The 15,706-nt window shown below is 42.3% G+C and carries 21 protein-coding genes; 1 reads left to right on the forward strand and 20 read right to left on the reverse strand.

Features of this window, described 5'->3' with window-relative positions:
• Positions 1–49: 49 nt before the first annotated feature.
• The 11 genes from CSV75_RS05035 to CSV75_RS05085 all read right to left on the reverse strand — a co-directional run bounded on the left by CSV75_RS05035 (position 50) and on the right by CSV75_RS05085 (position 8,615).
• Complete coding sequence (locus CSV75_RS05035; protein ID WP_158231603.1) at positions 50–2,110, reverse strand: DNA internalization-related competence protein ComEC/Rec2; 2,061 nt, start codon at positions 2,108–2,110, stop codon at positions 50–52.
• 218 nt (positions 2,111–2,328) lie between these two features.
• A complete protein-coding gene (locus CSV75_RS05040) occupies positions 2,329–2,892 on the reverse strand; it encodes a ComE operon protein 2 (protein WP_099637325.1) in 564 nt (187 codons plus the stop codon).
• Between the two features lie 13 nt (positions 2,893–2,905).
• Complete coding sequence (locus CSV75_RS05045; protein WP_233189627.1) at positions 2,906–3,565, reverse strand: helix-hairpin-helix domain-containing protein; 660 nt, start codon at positions 3,563–3,565, stop codon at positions 2,906–2,908.
• A gap of 68 nt (positions 3,566–3,633) precedes the next feature.
• On the reverse strand, positions 3,634–4,374 hold the full coding sequence (locus CSV75_RS05050; RefSeq protein ID WP_099674988.1) for a class I SAM-dependent DNA methyltransferase: 741 nt from the start codon (positions 4,372–4,374) through the stop codon (positions 3,634–3,636).
• Positions 4,371–4,715, reverse strand: coding sequence for a ribosome silencing factor (rsfS, locus tag CSV75_RS05055; protein WP_099631640.1), 345 nt, complete (start codon positions 4,713–4,715; stop codon positions 4,371–4,373). The genes CSV75_RS05050 and rsfS overlap by 4 nt, the downstream gene beginning before the upstream one ends.
• A 3-nt stretch (positions 4,716–4,718) precedes the next feature.
• Positions 4,719–5,291, reverse strand: a complete 573-nt coding sequence (yqeK, locus tag CSV75_RS05060) for a bis(5'-nucleosyl)-tetraphosphatase (symmetrical) YqeK (RefSeq protein WP_099674989.1) — start codon at positions 5,289–5,291, stop codon at positions 4,719–4,721.
• Complete coding sequence (locus CSV75_RS05065) at positions 5,266–5,850, reverse strand: nicotinate-nucleotide adenylyltransferase (protein ID WP_099674990.1); 585 nt, start codon at positions 5,848–5,850, stop codon at positions 5,266–5,268. The genes yqeK and CSV75_RS05065 overlap by 26 nt, the downstream gene beginning before the upstream one ends.
• Positions 5,851–5,860: 10 nt before the next feature.
• Positions 5,861–6,151 (reverse strand): ribosome assembly RNA-binding protein YhbY, encoded by a 291-nt coding sequence (gene yhbY, locus CSV75_RS05070; RefSeq protein WP_099631637.1) that lies wholly within the window; start codon positions 6,149–6,151, stop codon positions 5,861–5,863.
• Between the two features lie 2 nt (positions 6,152–6,153).
• A complete protein-coding gene (gene aroE / locus CSV75_RS05075) occupies positions 6,154–6,975 on the reverse strand; it encodes a shikimate dehydrogenase (RefSeq protein WP_099674991.1) in 822 nt (273 codons plus the stop codon).
• A 21-nt stretch (positions 6,976–6,996) separates the two neighbouring features.
• Positions 6,997–8,097: a ribosome biogenesis GTPase YqeH gene (gene yqeH / locus CSV75_RS05080; RefSeq protein ID WP_199171301.1), complete on the reverse strand. Its 1,101-nt coding sequence runs from the start codon at positions 8,095–8,097 to the stop codon at positions 6,997–6,999.
• A 2-nt stretch (positions 8,098–8,099) separates the two neighbouring features.
• Positions 8,100–8,615, reverse strand: coding sequence for a YqeG family HAD IIIA-type phosphatase (locus CSV75_RS05085; protein ID WP_099637331.1), 516 nt, complete (start codon positions 8,613–8,615; stop codon positions 8,100–8,102).
• Positions 8,616–8,770: 155 nt separating this feature from the next.
• Here CSV75_RS05085 and sigK point away from each other — a divergent pair, with 155 nt between their 5' ends.
• Positions 8,771–9,469, forward strand: coding sequence for an RNA polymerase sporulation sigma factor SigK (gene sigK, locus CSV75_RS05090; protein WP_085133471.1), 699 nt, complete (start codon positions 8,771–8,773; stop codon positions 9,467–9,469).
• A gap of 220 nt (positions 9,470–9,689) precedes the next feature.
• Here the strand turns inward: sigK and mtnN are convergent, their stop codons facing one another.
• The 9 genes from mtnN to CSV75_RS05135 all read right to left on the reverse strand — a co-directional run bounded on the left by mtnN (position 9,690) and on the right by CSV75_RS05135 (position 15,524).
• Positions 9,690–10,382 (reverse strand): 5'-methylthioadenosine/S-adenosylhomocysteine nucleosidase, encoded by a 693-nt coding sequence (gene mtnN, locus CSV75_RS05095; RefSeq protein ID WP_099637332.1) that lies wholly within the window; start codon positions 10,380–10,382, stop codon positions 9,690–9,692.
• A gap of 72 nt (positions 10,383–10,454) precedes the next feature.
• Complete coding sequence (locus CSV75_RS05100; RefSeq protein ID WP_158231604.1) at positions 10,455–11,183, reverse strand: DUF1510 family protein; 729 nt, start codon at positions 11,181–11,183, stop codon at positions 10,455–10,457.
• Positions 11,184–11,281: 98 nt separating this feature from the next.
• The gene (gene greA, locus CSV75_RS05105) at positions 11,282–11,758 is read right to left on the reverse strand and encodes a transcription elongation factor GreA (protein WP_099631631.1); all 477 of its coding nucleotides are present in this window, start codon (positions 11,756–11,758) and stop codon (positions 11,282–11,284) included.
• A 218-nt stretch (positions 11,759–11,976) separates the two neighbouring features.
• The gene (udk, locus tag CSV75_RS05110) at positions 11,977–12,612 is read right to left on the reverse strand and encodes a uridine kinase (protein WP_099631630.1); all 636 of its coding nucleotides are present in this window, start codon (positions 12,610–12,612) and stop codon (positions 11,977–11,979) included.
• Positions 12,613–12,642: 30 nt separating this feature from the next.
• Entirely contained in the window at positions 12,643–13,278 is a 636-nt protein-coding gene (locus CSV75_RS05115) for an O-methyltransferase (protein ID WP_099674993.1), read from the reverse strand.
• A gap of 23 nt (positions 13,279–13,301) precedes the next feature.
• On the reverse strand, positions 13,302–14,411 hold the full coding sequence (gene mltG, locus CSV75_RS05120; RefSeq protein WP_233191616.1) for an endolytic transglycosylase MltG: 1,110 nt from the start codon (positions 14,409–14,411) through the stop codon (positions 13,302–13,304).
• Positions 14,412–14,531: 120 nt separating this feature from the next.
• Entirely contained in the window at positions 14,532–14,822 is a 291-nt protein-coding gene (locus CSV75_RS05125; RefSeq protein WP_099631627.1) for a DUF1292 domain-containing protein, read from the reverse strand.
• Positions 14,823–14,835: 13 nt separating this feature from the next.
• Positions 14,836–15,255, reverse strand: a complete 420-nt coding sequence (gene ruvX / locus CSV75_RS05130; RefSeq protein WP_099631626.1) for a Holliday junction resolvase RuvX — start codon at positions 15,253–15,255, stop codon at positions 14,836–14,838.
• Positions 15,252–15,524, reverse strand: coding sequence for an IreB family regulatory phosphoprotein (locus tag CSV75_RS05135; RefSeq protein ID WP_099631625.1), 273 nt, complete (start codon positions 15,522–15,524; stop codon positions 15,252–15,254). The genes ruvX and CSV75_RS05135 overlap by 4 nt, the downstream gene beginning before the upstream one ends.
• Between the last annotated feature and the right edge of the window lie 182 nt (positions 15,525–15,706).

Here is a 15,706-nt window from a genome sequence, read left to right on the forward strand (position 1 = left end):
TATAAAATAGACACATCCACCAACTTGGGGGATGTGTCTATTTGTTTTTCTAACGACTCGAAGTGGCGGAATACACTCCGTCTTTCACGCGCACTTCAATAGTTCCCTGCTCAGCTGTTGACCAAAAAGGAATACCATGTTCACGGAAGCGGTCGATTACTTCTTCATGTGGATGTCCATAGCGACTATTTCTCCCTGCCGATACAATAATAAACTCAGGTTGAAGAAAGTTGATAAATGACTCTGTGCTCGACGTCTTGCTTCCATAATGGCCGGCTTTCAATACGACACGTTGAAAATCAGCAAAACTATATCGTTGCAAAAACCGTTGCTCCCCCTCTTTTTCGAGATCTCCTGGAAAGATGAAGTGAAGATCATTTTGCTTCATTACAAGTACTAGTGAACTATCATTACCGTCATATATTCGCTCTTCAGGTGCTACATATTGGAATTGATAGCCTTCCTCTTTCCAATTAACCCCATCCCTAACTAATTGCACTGGAATGTTCTGTTTTTTTGACAATCTCAACACTTCATCCATCACATTCTCCTGTTCACTCCCAGGCGGCAAATGAATTACCTTTACTTTTAACTCTTCCAATACTTCATCGGCACCTTCCATATGATCTAGATCAGCATGGGATATGATCAGCCGGTCGATTTTCGTGATCCCTTTCGCTTTTAAGTACGGCACAACGATATTTCGTCCAATTTCAAAAGGCTGCTCGGGTGTCTTCCAATCCGTTTCGCCAAAACGAACCACCCCACCTGTATCTATCATATACACTGCTTTCCGATAGGGCATTTCGATTATCGTACTGTCCCCTTGCCCGACGTCAACATAGGAAATGACCGCATCACGGTGAAGTATCGGCTTAATTTCCAAGTAGAGCGCTGGGAGTAATAAGCAAATAACGCCGACCATGACGAACTTCTTTCTTTCCAGACAGACTAGGAAAATGAGAATACCCAGAACGGCAAGCGCTGAGCCCACGCCATCCGGTTGTCCGGGCGTCCACATTTGGTAGGGGAAGGAAGCAAACCAAGTCGTCATACTACCAATGCACTGCCTCACAGGCTCATAGATTATAAAAAGGAGTGTTGCCAGCGGTGGTGCGACAAACGTGCAGATCAGCAATAGTAAATTAGCTGGCAAAATACATATAGAATACAACGGAACATAGAACAAATTCGCAATAAAAGAAGAAATTGATAACTCGTAGAAGTGATACAGCAAAATAGGATAAAGCGCGACTTGCGTAATGACCGTAACAAAAAACGAAACGACCATTCCATTTTTCGCTTGGCTAAGAATAGCTGACGAATACAATAAAGAACACGCAGCTAAATACGAGAGCTGAAATCCCGGTTGAAAGACGATATAAGGTTGCATGACGATAAAAAGTAACGCGCTCAAAGCAAGAGCATCGTCCAGGCGTAATTTAAAATTGCCTGAAACAGCAAGCAATACAATCATTGTCACCGTTGATGCACGCCAGACAGACGGCGCTCCGCCCGCAATACATGCGTAGAGTGGTAAGAACATGAGTAATCCGTAAGTCACCCACTCTTTGCGAAAACCGATACGCAACAAAATCGCGCGAATGAAAAACGTCAATAGACCGACATGCAAACCCGATATCGCAAAGAGATGCGTAATACCAAGCGTCTGATACTCAATTTGCAAGATACGATCCATTCCCGAACGGTCACCAATCAATAATGCTTCAGCTTCTGTAACAAGTGAAGGTGGAAATTGATCATGAATATGTTGTTTGATCGCAGAACGATAGCGAGAGAGTCGCGAACGCAGTGTTGTGAGGGGTACGCTCGACGTGATCCGGGTGGCTTCTAGAATTCCGGCCGCGCCATTCATTCGTAAATAGCGTGCCATATCGAATGAATAGTCATGGGCCGCTGGTTCCAGTTCTTTCGGCTCCACTTCAGCCGTGAACTGATATGTTGCTAATCGCGCAGACTGAAATTGACTTTTTTGTAGTTCGGAGGCGAATGAATACATCATATAGACGACCGTGCCATCAGTCAGAGTAGCGAAACCTTTCACTTTAGCGCCATCGATTTTCACTTGATCTTTCCAATGAAAGGTCACGACTGAGTCCTCAGGAAGTGATGTAAATTGACTTGAGAAATAGAAAAAGGAGAGACTTGCAATAAGTGAGCAAAGAAGAAGGTGTAGATAATCTTTGCGTAAAAAGTAGAACGGTATGAGGAATACTACATTCAAAAATAAAAGCGATCCTGAAAGCTCAGCTGCAAACGCAGATATCGCAACAGGAATCGCTATATACATCCATCGTATCGATCGGATTAATTGCCAAATAAATGATTCACCCTTTGCAAAAGGGTATCCAGTTCTTCAGGTTCAGCGCCAAGTTCCTGCATTTTCGTCAACATTTCGTTGAATAATGAAAATTTCTCTTCACTGGCGAAGTCAATAGAACGCTCGTCAAACGGCACTTTTTCAATCTCCACACCCGCTTGCGCAAATAGCTCAAGTGCATACTCACTGTTTCGATAATCTGCGGCATATTTAACGCGTTCAATACCCGCTTGAATCAATGCTTTACTACACTGTAAACACGGGAAGTGAGTGACATAAATGGTCGCCTTTGCAACCGGTATACCATATTTAGCACATTGTAGTAATGCATTCATTTCCGAGTGTATCGTTCGAACACAATGATTATCTACGACATAACAGCCGTGTTCAATACAGTGATCTCCACCCGATATCGAGCCATTGTAGCCGCCAGCAATAATGCGTTGATCGCGTACTAAAATGGATCCTACCGAGAGTCGCGTGCACGTGCTGCGCATCGCCAGCAAATGACTTTGCGCCATGAAGAACTGATCCCAAGTAATTCGCTCCATACGGTTGCCTCCATCAATTAAGAATAATAAGTGGTTCTAATTTTTCAAATGTCTTGTCACCAATACCTGAAACGCTTTTTATTCCGTCCAATTGCGAAAAAGGTCCATGTTCTTCCCGGTATTGGACAATCGCCATAGCTTTGGCTGGGCCGATGCCAGGAAGCGTCTGAAAATCGCTTTCATTTGCGGTATTGATATTTACTTTTGCTGTGGAACTGTCCGTTGAGGAAGATGACGCCGGTTGCTCGTATACAGGTGGCTCTTCTCCCGCGATTGGCACATAGATGACAGATTCATCTTGCAATCTTTGGGCGTGATTCAACAACCTAGTGTCAGCGGCCTCTGTGTAGCCTCCTGCTTTATCGACCGCATCAAGTAATCGGTCACCGTCTTGCATCGAATAAAGTCCGGGATGTTTTACAGCACCTTTAACATCTACCAGAATCGCAACAGAGACAGCTTCCGCGACTAATTCAATAGGCGCTTCCAGTTCTTTATTTTGCACAGTAGTTTCCATAGATTCGATTGGTTCAAATAGGGGTTGTCCATGTTCTTCGGAAAGTTGATCCGGCTGTTCTCGGGGAAAGAACAAAACAGTGGAAAGTACAGCGAATGCTGCAATAGGAATGATCAATGTACGCCATTTTTCGGTAAGGAATGAACGGATAAGCAACCATCCTTTCTTTCAGCACCGTATGGAGTCTTATTAACTATACCTGATTCCGAAATACTATGGTAGTCCTATTTTCGAACTTGGAAGAATATTCTTTCGCTCTCCTCTTCAGGTGCTTCATCTTCCCAATCCGCAAAAACCCGTTCAATACGAAATCCAACTTCTTCAAGCATTCGAACGTATTCCGGCACTGCGAACGTTCGTTGCATATGTACTTCGTCAAAACGCTGATAGGAATCATCTTCTTGTTTTACGAAAAACGCCAGTTCAGAATAAATCGAGTGATTCTCTTCTCCCGGGGTAGTTTGCCAAATATATGCAATACGTTGATTATCATAAACAAACGGTCCTTCAAGGAAAATCTCATCCATTTTATATAATGAATGCACATCAAACAGCAACACTCCACCTGTAGCAAGCGCACCATAAATTCGGCGAAACGTTTCCACGACATCTTGCTGCTGGATGATGTAATTCAAGGAATCGATCGAGATGATGGCAGCATCAAATGTATCTTCCACCTCTAGTCGCTGCATAGGTTGTTCGATAAACTGAATATCTAGTGAAAGTGACTGCGCACGTTGTGAAGCGACCCCGAGCATATCAGCGGAGAGATCAATACCTGTTACGTATGCCCCTTTTTTTGCAAGTTTCGCAGAAAGTACACCCGTACCGCACCCTATATCCAATACTTTTTTCCCGAAAACGCCAGCAGACGCCAAATCGAGTAACTCGACATAGGCGTCATACGGGATATCATTCATTAGTTCGTCATAAATTGATGCGAACGCTGAATAGGAAGAACTCATACTTCATCCTCAACGTTTAGTAGCTGTGCGTCTCCCCATAGCTTTTCCAAGTTATAGAATCCGCGTTCATCTCTATGGAATACATGCACGACTACATCGAGAAGATCGACTAGAATCCAACGACCCGCATCGAATCCTTCCAAACGTTTCACTGTGTAACCTTCTTTTGAAGCCGCATCCGCTACTTCGCGCGCGATGGCTTGTACTTGTCTTTCAGAGTTAGCATGACAAATGATGAATTGATCAGCAATTAGTGAAATGCCCTCCATGTTTAATACTACGATGTCTTCTGCTTTCTTACTATCTACTGCTTCATAAGCTAATTCCAATAATGTTGGCATATTTCACTGTTCCTTTCTTCTACGTACCTGTTCATTATAGCAATCAAATGAATGTGGAAAAATGACTGCGTATCGCTGAACTAAAAATTTAAATGTATGCTGGATGCATTCTGTCATTTGATCTTCCAGCGGTTCTCCGTCTATACGTTGGCGTAGCTCTTCGATACCCGGAAACTTTCTTCCTGGTTCGATTAAATCAGCGATATAGATCACTTTCTCTAGCTCACTCATTTCTGCACGTCCCGTCGTATGAAAACGAATAGCCTGCAAGATATCTTGGTCTTTTACACCATAACGCTCTTTCGCAAGCATAGCTCCAACCGGCGCATGCCATAATTCGGAGTGATATTGTGCATAGAGTTCATACTCTTCATCTCGTTTCAGTAATTCGAGTAATTCATCTTTATCCATAAATTTGGCATAATCATGAAATAGGCCAGCAATTTCAGCCTTTTCTACTGATACACCCACTTCTTCAGCTAATTTCATTGCGGTTTCCGTGACTCGCAGTACGTGTTCATACCGCGCTTTAGGTAAGCGTTGTTCTAAGTCATTTCGAACTTGTTGAAGATCCATATAATCTCTCCTCTCGAATGTAAGCTTCGACAGCCGGGGGAATCAAAAGTTGCACGGTTCCACCTTCTACAAAACGTTGGCGGATCAATGTGGATGACAAATCAAGTTGTGGTGTTTCTACTAATTGTACCGGGATTGCAGAAGTATTATCAGTACCTGGACGTTTTACACCGATAAACGTAACCATTTCGAGTAAATCCTCAATTCGGTACCATGTCGGTAACTGATCAATCATATCTCCGCCAATAATGAAATGAAAATGAACATTTGTTTCATCTTGTAGTAACTGCGACATCGTATCATACGTAAAAGATACTCCACCGCGCTCAATTTCAAATGATGACGCACGCAAGCCTTCCACTTCATCTACCGCCAGTTTCACCATTTGCAAGCGCTGTTCAGCTGACGCATCGCCTGTCGCAATCTTATGAGGCGGGACTGCAGTAGGCATCAACCATACTTCATCTAACTGTAGTGCATAGCGCACTTCATTGGCAATTAATAAATGTCCAGTATGTGGCGGATTGAAAGTTCCGCCCAAAATGCCGATTTGTTTCATCTGATTCTCCTTACGGTAATTGTATGCGCTTCTTCTCTGTCGATTCTCTGTATAAAACAATGGTGTTACCGATGATTTGGACTACGTGGATACCTTTGTACGCGCCAATCTTTTCGGCAATTTCCTTTTTATCTTCCTCGCAATTTTGAAGGACACTCACTTTTAGTAATTCACGTGCTTCGAGTGCTTCGTCGATTTGCAAGAGGATTGCGTCAGTCAAACCACTTTTCCCAATTTGGAATAATGCGTCCAAATGATGTGCTTCGCTACGTAAAAATCTTTTTTGTTTACCTGTTAACATGTTTACCCGCCAACTTTCATTGTAATCATATCGTTCATCTTTTTCGTGTCAGGATAGACGCCTGTCCACTTTTCAAAAGCAAGAGCGCCTTGATGAACGAACATTCCTATACCGTTCATCGTCTTCGCACCTGCTTGTTTTGCTTGTCGTAAAAATTCTGTTTCAAGCGGATTGTAAATGATGTCCGCTACTATTGCACCGTTTGCAACATTCTTCGGATCGAGCGGTAGTCCTTCTTGTGCAAAGTTCATACCGACGGATGTCGTTTGCACTACAAGTCCAAACTCGCCGAGACGATCTCTGGCGTCTTCTATGGAAAGCGCATGACCATCCTTCATATCTGCCGCTAGTTCCGCAGCTCGTAAAGCGGTACGATTCGTGAAATAAAGAGGTCCGTAGCCAGCTGATTGCAACGCAAAGGCGATACCTCTAGCCGCACCGCCAGCTCCAATAAGTAATGCCGGGCCTTTTACCGAATCCGAAAACTCTTCTAGCGACTTCACGAACCCCGCTCCGTCCGTATTGGCACCGATTAGTTTACCATCATCTGTTTGATATACTGTGTTGACCGCATTCATGACCATTGCCGATTCGTCCACTTCGTCAAGGAAAGGGAGAATCGCCTGCTTATGGGGTACTGTCACATTGAAGCCACTGCATCCAAGTGAACGCAAGCCGTTTATCGTTTGCTCTAGGCTTCCCGCTGTTGCATGAATCGGTATATACGTTGCGTCCAAGGCGTTTTCTTTAAACCACTGATCATGCATGACCGGTGACATCGATTGCGCGATTGGATCGCCTATAACCGCATACCATTTTTTCATCTGGTCTTCCTCCTGTCCCTCTTAAATCAATGAAGGTCTGATTTCAACATTCACACCTTTTGGTGCGTGTACAGCCACTTTTACATCAGCGTGCTGAATCGTAATCCAGCCAAGGCCTGAAATCACTAGGTCCGTCTTCGCTTCCTTAATCGAAAATTCATGACGTACAAGTGACGGCAACTTCTCAAGTGATGCAGGTCCTGGTGGAGATAGCATGTCACCGAGATGGTTTTTGTACAATTCATCAGCATTTTCCAACTTCGTCCGGTGAATTGGCAAACTGTTTGCTGCATAAATGTTGAAAGAAGATCGACCACCTTGAATGAAGTCAAAACGTGCAAGTCCGCCAATGAATAATGTTTGTTCAGCATTCAGCTGATAGACTTTCGGTTTGAGTTCTTTCTTCGGTGTAATCAACTTCAAATCATGAGGATCCAAGTGATGGGCCATTTGATGATCATTGATAATACCCGGTGTATCCATCAGCATTTTTCCGTCATCCAAGGGAATTTCCACTACATCCAGAGTGGTTCCTGGGAAATAAGACGTCGTAATTACATCGTCCATGCCTGTCGCATCTTTGATGATCCGGTTAATAAAAGTAGATTTGCCTACATTCGTACAGCCAACTACATAAACGTCCTTACCCTTACGATAGTTCTCAATCGCGTCAAGTGCTTCACTCATGCCGTTGCCTTTTACAGCGGACACAAGCAATACGTCAATTGGTCTGAGACCTAACTTTGCAGCTTCTGTCTTCATCCAATTTTTCACTCGTTGCGGATTAATCGCTTTCGGTAGGATATCTGCCTTGTTGCCAATTAATAAAATATCCTTCTTACCTACAAAGCGATGTAATCCATTGATCCAACTACCGTTGAAATCAAAAATATCCACCACTTTCACGATCAAGCCTTGTTTTTCACCGATTCCGTTTAAAATCGCTAAAAAGTCGTCTCCTGATAAGGATACTGGCTGTAATTCGTTATAGTTTCGTAATTTAAAACAACGTTGGCATATGACATCTTCTTTTTCCAATGAAGCCGGTGGCGCATAGCCTTCCATTGTTTTATCCGTCGTTTGGATCGTAATACCGCATCCAATACACTTGATCAATTCCAAATTTAGTCCTCCCACGTAAGTAATCCTTTTCTTTTAAACCTTGCCATAATCCGTCGTTCAATCGCACGGTTGAACTTCGTAATCGTCGCATCGGAACTTGCGACAGGGACAACTAATATCGACTGCAGTCCCACTCGATTTGCACCCAAGATATCCGTTAACAATTGATCGCCAATCATGACGACTTCTTTTTTGGGCAAGCCCAATGTAGCAAGTGCCTGATGAAATGATTTTTTCATCGGCTTACGCGCTTCGCAAATATACGGAATGCCTAAGGGATCACAAAAGTGACTGACGCGTTCAATATGGTTATTGGAAACAACTGTAATTTGCAAGCCGGCATCGCGCATGGACTTGAACCACGCCATAATATCTTGCGTAGCATCCGCACGATCCCATTCAACGAGTGTGTTATCTAAATCTGTAATGATCCCTTTAAAACCTTTTTCAAGAAGGTCTTCCGGTTTAATCAACAAAACGGATTTTACATAAGCACTCGGTAAAAAATGATTTAACACATTATCCTCTCCGCCCTACAACAAATTCTTGTCTGATTATAACATAGTTGTGCGGCATGCACGCACAACTATGTCTGATTTTATCGCATTTCTTGTCAGTGATAGACCTTCCGTCGTTTGCATAGAGTAAACTACTAATAATCGGAGGTGGTCACATGAGCGGGTTTTTCCTGGCCGTCATGCAATTATGGTTAGAGATCCCCGCGCTAATCGGTTATATCAGAGGGCAAGCTTTCCTTCGTCCATTGTCCAAGAAAGAAGAAGCAGAGTGCCTGAGACGATTAGCTGAAGGTGATGAAAGTGCACGTAATGAACTTATTGAACACAATATGCGTTTGGTCGCCCATATCGTCAAGAAGTTCCAGCCGAAGCATGAACTTCTTGATGATTATATTTCCATAGGAGCGATCGGTCTGATGAAAGCTGTCAACAGCTTTACACCAGATCGAAAAACCAAGCTCGCAACGTACGCTGCTCGCTGTATAGAAAATGAAATTCTTATGTATTTACGAACACAGAAAAAGGTGCAAAAAGATGTTTCCCTCTACGAACCAATCGGCATGGATAAAGATGGCCAATCCCTGGAAATTGCGGACCTCCTTCAAACAAACGACATACCTCCACAAACAACCGTAGAACAAAACGAACAAAAAGAGCGACTCTACCGTCATTTGGATAAACTAGACTCACGCGAGTTGGAAATCATTCAAAGACGCTATGGCTTGCTGGATGATCAGCCGATGACACAAAAAGAAATTGCCGAGCAACTGAATATTTCCAGGAGCTATGTTTCACGTATCGAGAAACGGGCAATCGTCAAATTATATCAATCATTCAAACATGAGTATCAATAATACAAAAAGCGTTTCCGATTGTGCAACAGAGGCCCACAGCCCCCGCACAACGGAAACGCTTTGTTTCTTTTCTCAGTCAGCTTTAACCTCGCGTAAAATAACTGCTGCTAATAATGCTGTGACAATAAACACTCCACCCATTAAGAATCCCATTGAATATCCCTCCTATCAACCAAATGAACTGCTAGTCTGTTTACTTAGACATTTTATCATAGAACGATCAAAGTTTCGAGATGACTCGCAAAACAATCTGTGACGAGTGTTTGGCAGCTAGCGGTAAAAATTCATCGAAACTAACTGTTGATTCTTTTCCGGCAATATCAGAAAGTGCGCGGATGACAACACATGGCGTGTTAAACTGATAACACACTTGCGCAACAGCAGCTGCTTCCATCTCTACAGCAATTACGCGTGGAAATCTATTTTTAACTTGTAGAACTTTTTCAGCGTCGGCCATGAAAGTATCAGCTGAAGCGATGGTTCCCACGGCATGTTCATATGTATCTAACTCAATAACAGCTTCTCTAGCAAATTCGATTAGTTTAGGATCTGAAGGAAAGCTTGCAGGAAGTTGAGGTACTTGGCCAAGCTCATAGCCGAATGCAGTTACATCGACATCATGATGTAGGACATAATCAGATATTACAATCGTTCCTACTTCAAGTTCAGGATTAGTTCCACCCGCAGAACCTGTATTCAACACTATGTCAGGTTTAAAGTTTTGCAAGAGGATTGCGGTTGCCATGGCAGCGTTTACTTTTCCGATACCACTCTTCGTCACAATCACTTGATGCTTGCCTACTTTCCCTTCAATAAACTCACAGTTTCCAATAGCCGTGATTTTTCCAAGTCCAATTTCTCTGCGTAGGATTTTAACTTCTTCCTCCATCGCACCAACGATTGCTATTTTCATTTATGTCCTCTCCTCTTTTCTACTTACTAGAATGTGCTGCACGGAAGGCAGCACATTGATAGTTCGATAAACTTACTTCAATACTTCCATTCTCACAGGTTTCCAACCTTGCCCATCAACCCATTCAAGATATACTTTGTATTTTTTGGAATTGTCCTTGCTTCTTACAATACCTTCTGATTTTTGGGGACTACCACCATTTTGAATACGCTCAAAATACATTTGATCTTCAGACATGCCGGTTGCATAGGCTATGGCTTTCTTTTTCTCAAACCAGTCATCGGACTGACCATCGTATTTCGAGACATGCTCGCCTGTTTGTTTTGTTCCAATAGGTTTCCAGTCAGGATTCACAACAACTTTCTTGCCCGAATCCGATGAAGTTTCTCTCTTCGGTTTTTCCTTTTTAGGTTCTACCTTTTTCGGTTCTTCTACTTTAGGCGCTTCAACTACTGGCGCTTCCGGTTCTTCAACCACTTCATTTATCACTTCGTTTTCTTCTTGGGTCTGAGCTTCTGGTTCCTCTGCCTCATTCGGCTCTTTTGCTTCAGGCTTGTCCAACTCGTCCTCATCGTCTAAAACGATAGGTTCAATTGGAGCTGTTTCGGACTGTGTGGATTGCTTGGGCTCATCAATCGCCATTTCTTGTTGATCGTCATTACCGTTGATGAAAATTATGGCAACGACCGCAATGAGGAAAACTACTACACCAATTGAAATATTCAATGCTTTATTCACTTTGCTCGCTTTATTGCCTTGTTTTCTTGACATTCTCGAATATTTTGGATCTTGATCTGCCATTTCAGACATCTCCTTCACTATGAAATGAAAAACGTATACCGCGATGGGAATAAAAATTAGCAATACCGTCTTCTGTTAGCCAGAAGACGGTACGTGTATCATTTTATCTCAAGTATTTCTACTGACATTTCACCGCCGGGAGTCTGGATCTTTACTTTGTCATCTTTTTTTCGACCAATTAACGCTTTCGCAATTGGCGAGTCGTTTGAGATCAAACCTTCTAGTGGATTAGCTTCAGCTGAACCAACAATCGTATAGGTCTCTTTTTCACCATCAGGAATTTCTTTAAATGTAACTGTCTTACCTAATTGGACTTCATCGGTATTCAATTCATCTTCAGTAATAATGACCGCATTACGAATCATTCCTTCAATAGAAGAAATTTTCCCTTCGACAAATGCTTGATCTTCTTTCGCTGAGTCGTACTCGGAGTTTTCCGATAAATCACCGTAGCTACGGGCAATTTTGATGCGTTCTACTACTTCCACACGTTTAACCGTTTTCAAATGCTCTAGTTCTTCTTCTAACTTCGCTTTACCTGCGGCCGTCATTGGAAATTTCTTTTCTGAAACCATGTAATAACATTCCTTAAATGTCTGTTCATAAAAATACTATGTCACACTAACTTCAATTATGTGACATAGCGGAACTATTTTAGTTTTGACTATACTTTTTTTCTGTTTCGTATTCTGATCTAGATGAAACAAACTCTTGCTAGCCTTGCATGCATCCTAGTTTTTCTATAGAAACTCTCGCGGATGCTGAATTAATTTAAAATTATGTCATCATCATATTATACTTCGTCAACAGAAGCAAGAATTGTTTTTATCTTCGTTACCATCAAATCAATTGCGACCGCGTTTTCGCCGCCTTCCGGAATGATTATATCAGCATACTTTTTTGTCGGTTCAATAAACTGATTATGCATCGGACGCACAACGTTTACGTATTGCTCGACGACTGAATCTACCGTACGTCCACGGTCGTGAATATCACGTAAAATACGACGAATAATGCGAATATCAGAATCCGTATCAACAAACAGCTTGATATCCATGAGATCTCGCAATCGTTCATCTTCCAACACTAAGATTCCTTCAAGAATGATGACGTCTTGTGAATCCACAGTCACTTTTTCAGTAGAACGTGTATGCAATGTGTAATCATACGTGGGCTTTTCGATTGCCTGTCTGTTAATCAGCTGATGAATATGTTGGATCAGAAGGTCGGTATCGAATGCTAATGGATGATCATAATTCGTTGTTAATCTTTCTTCAAATACTAGATGTGATTGGTCTTTATAATAATCGTCTTGTTCAATGACGACGACTGAATGACCTTGGAATACTTCATGTATCTTCTTTGTGACACTTGTCTTACCGGAGCCAGAGCCACCGGTAATACCAATCACGACAGGTTTTTTCTTCACAGTGATTCCCCTTTTGTGGCCTACTGTTTACTACTTTTTCACAGCGATTAAAATGCCATCTCCTATTGGAACTAGAGACGTGTCATAGTGATCGTTCTGCATCGCCCAGCTCGTGAATTGTTGCAAATTTCGTATCATTGTGCGGTTGCGTTTTGGTATGTCTGCATCTTCCAACAGCACCATACCATGCATGAACATATTATCACAATAGATTACACCTGCAGGACCGACGAGCGGGCTATATTTGTCGAAAAACTTTCGATATTGCCCTTTTGCTGCGTCGATGAACAGTGCATCAAATGGTTCCTGCGGTAACTTGGTTTCATCTAACTCGAGCGCATCATCATGAATAATGATAATACGCTCCTGTAGTCCACTGCGCTCAATATACTCGACCGCTTTCTCATATCGCTCTGTATCGCGCTCGACTGTATAAATGACAGCGTCAGGAAAAGCTTTCGCCAATCGAATAGCCGAATAGCCGATTGCGCTTCCAATTTCTAGAATACGTTTCGGCTGCTGTATTTGTAGCAGTCCGATTAACGTATACAAGCCTGTATCATCCATGATTGGCACACGGTGCTCTGCAGCGTAGCGCTCCATCTCTAGGATGAGCGGCTCTTTTACTTCTACAAAGCGGCTAATGTACGTGTTGTAGTCCGTCATATCTACTTCCCCTTTACGACGTGTTATTTATGTTGGCTGTCGATATACTTTGCTTTGTTTTTCAAATGGGCTTCATATGTTTTAGCAAAATGATTCACGCCATCTTTATCTGCCAAGAAGAACAAGTAGCCTGTCTTGGAAGGTTCTACAGTTGCTTGGAGAGAAGCAGTTCCGGCATTCGAGATAGGCCCTGGCGGTAACCCTTTATTTTTGTACGTATTATAGACATTATCTACTTTCAAATCTTCATTCATGACGCGGGCTTTATGTTCTCCTAATGCATATAAAACCGTCGGATCTGTTTGCAGCGGCATACCCTGTTCAATACGATTATTGAAGACACTCGCAATGGTTTCACGATCTGCTTGTCCCGTTGCTTCTTTTTCTAGCAAAGAGGCAAATGTTAGCATTTTATGAACAGAACGATTTTTGCCTTCCTCCGCCCAATACGCTTTATACGGTATGACGTTTTGCACAGTGGCATCCACCATAGTATCAACCACTTCTTTGACAGTAGGCTTTTCCTCGTAGAACGGATACGTAGCTGGGAATAAATAACCTTCCAGTGCATAGCGTATATTCTCATTGAGAACTTCCTTTGTTATAACATCTGGATACTTGGCCATATATTCTTGAATGACTTGTTCATTCGTCACATACTCCATAAACTGCTCTTTGGTAATCGTTGTTTTTTTGCTTGTTCTATCTGCAATTTGATCAATCGTTAATCCCTCTGGAATCGTTAATGTAAATACTGGTGTGCGATAGACTACACCTGTTTTCAGACTCTTAATCAATTCATCTGGCGTCATGGACTGTGTTAATCCATACGTGCCAGCCTGGAAATCTGCTTCATTGTTTACTTTTGCATAGTATTTGAATACCCGCGCATTTTTAATGATACCCGACTCTTCCAGTTTTTCTGAAATTACATCCAAACCTGAACCGATCGGAATTTCTACTTCTACGATCTTTTCCGAATCCGGATCAACAGGCTCCAAGGCACTTTTTATGTATGTATAGACTGAAAATCCTCCAACTATCCCTACAACCAATACGACTGCCACAATCCAAAGCACTATTTTTCTGACGGTTCTCACTTCTTCCTTCTGTTCTAACATACGTTCAAACATGACTTCCTTTTTTCTTTGGGGCTCTTTTCCCACAAGCCTCACCTCTTCTTTCGCAATAGATAATTCCATTAAAAAGACGGAACGGTCAGCACCATTCCGCCCGTCACATGAGATTATCGCTTACTCTTCTTCTTCATCAAGGAATGTGTTCAATACTTCTTCGATCATATCCCATTCTTCATCGGATTCGATTTCAAGTAGTGCTCCGCCATCTTCTCCCTCTTCAGTCGGGATAAATGCGGATGCATGAATTTCCACTTCCTCGTCATCATCTGTCTCTTCGCCATCCAAAATGTGGTAAAGTACATACGATCTTTCATATTCTTTTGAATCAAATGTTAAAATTACTTCACATACGTGCTCTTCGCCGTTCTCATCTACGATTGTCATTGTTTCTTGTCCGTGTTCCATTGTTTAATCACCTCTAGTTTTTTTGTGAATCCAAATAACCTTGTAAAATCATGACAGCTGCCATTTTATCAATGACCGATTTACGCTTTTTACGGCTGACATCCGCTTCAATCAAAACGCGTTCAGCAGCCATGGTAGTTAATCGTTCATCCCACAAAATGACAGGCAAACCGAACTTCTCGCGTAACTTCTCAGCGTACTGTTCAGATGCTTCTCCACGGGGCCCTATTGTATTATTCATATTCTTAGGATACCCGACGACAAACTCCGTCACTTCGTATTCTTCTGTCAATTGTTTGACTCGTTTCATCCCGAGGGAACCTACCGCTTCATCAATTTTGATGGTTTCGATTCCTTGGGCTGTCCAACCGAGACTATCGCTTATCGCAATGCCAACGGTTTTTGTGCCAACGTCCAATCCCATAGTTCTCATTCTGCTTTACCTCTGTTTTCTCGGATATAGAACTTAACCAATTCCTCTAGAATTTCGTCTCGTTCCAGTTTCCTTATCAAACTACGAGCGTCTTCGTGGCGCGGAATATAGGCTGGATCTCCAGATAGTAAATAGCCAACCATCTGGTTAATTGGATTATAACCTTTTTCTTCTAATGATTTGTAAACGTGGAGCATGACTGTTTTGACTTCTTCCTCCATCGATTCTTCAGGAAAGTTAAACTTCATCGTTTCATCGGACGAATTCATACTCGACACCCCGCTTTCCGATTTCCATTTATGTGTATAACGATCTACCGTCATAATATATATAGTAAATAGATATGTGGATTAACCACCGTTCGTATTCATTCCAGTTCAATCATCGGGGTAGACACTTTAGCCACCCCAATGAAATGTAACTAGTAACATGTATCTATATTTTATGATGA

It is taken from the genome of Sporosarcina sp. P18a (assembly GCF_002743135.1).
In the GTDB taxonomy this organism is placed as follows: Bacteria; Bacillota; Bacilli; order Bacillales_A; family Planococcaceae; genus Sporosarcina.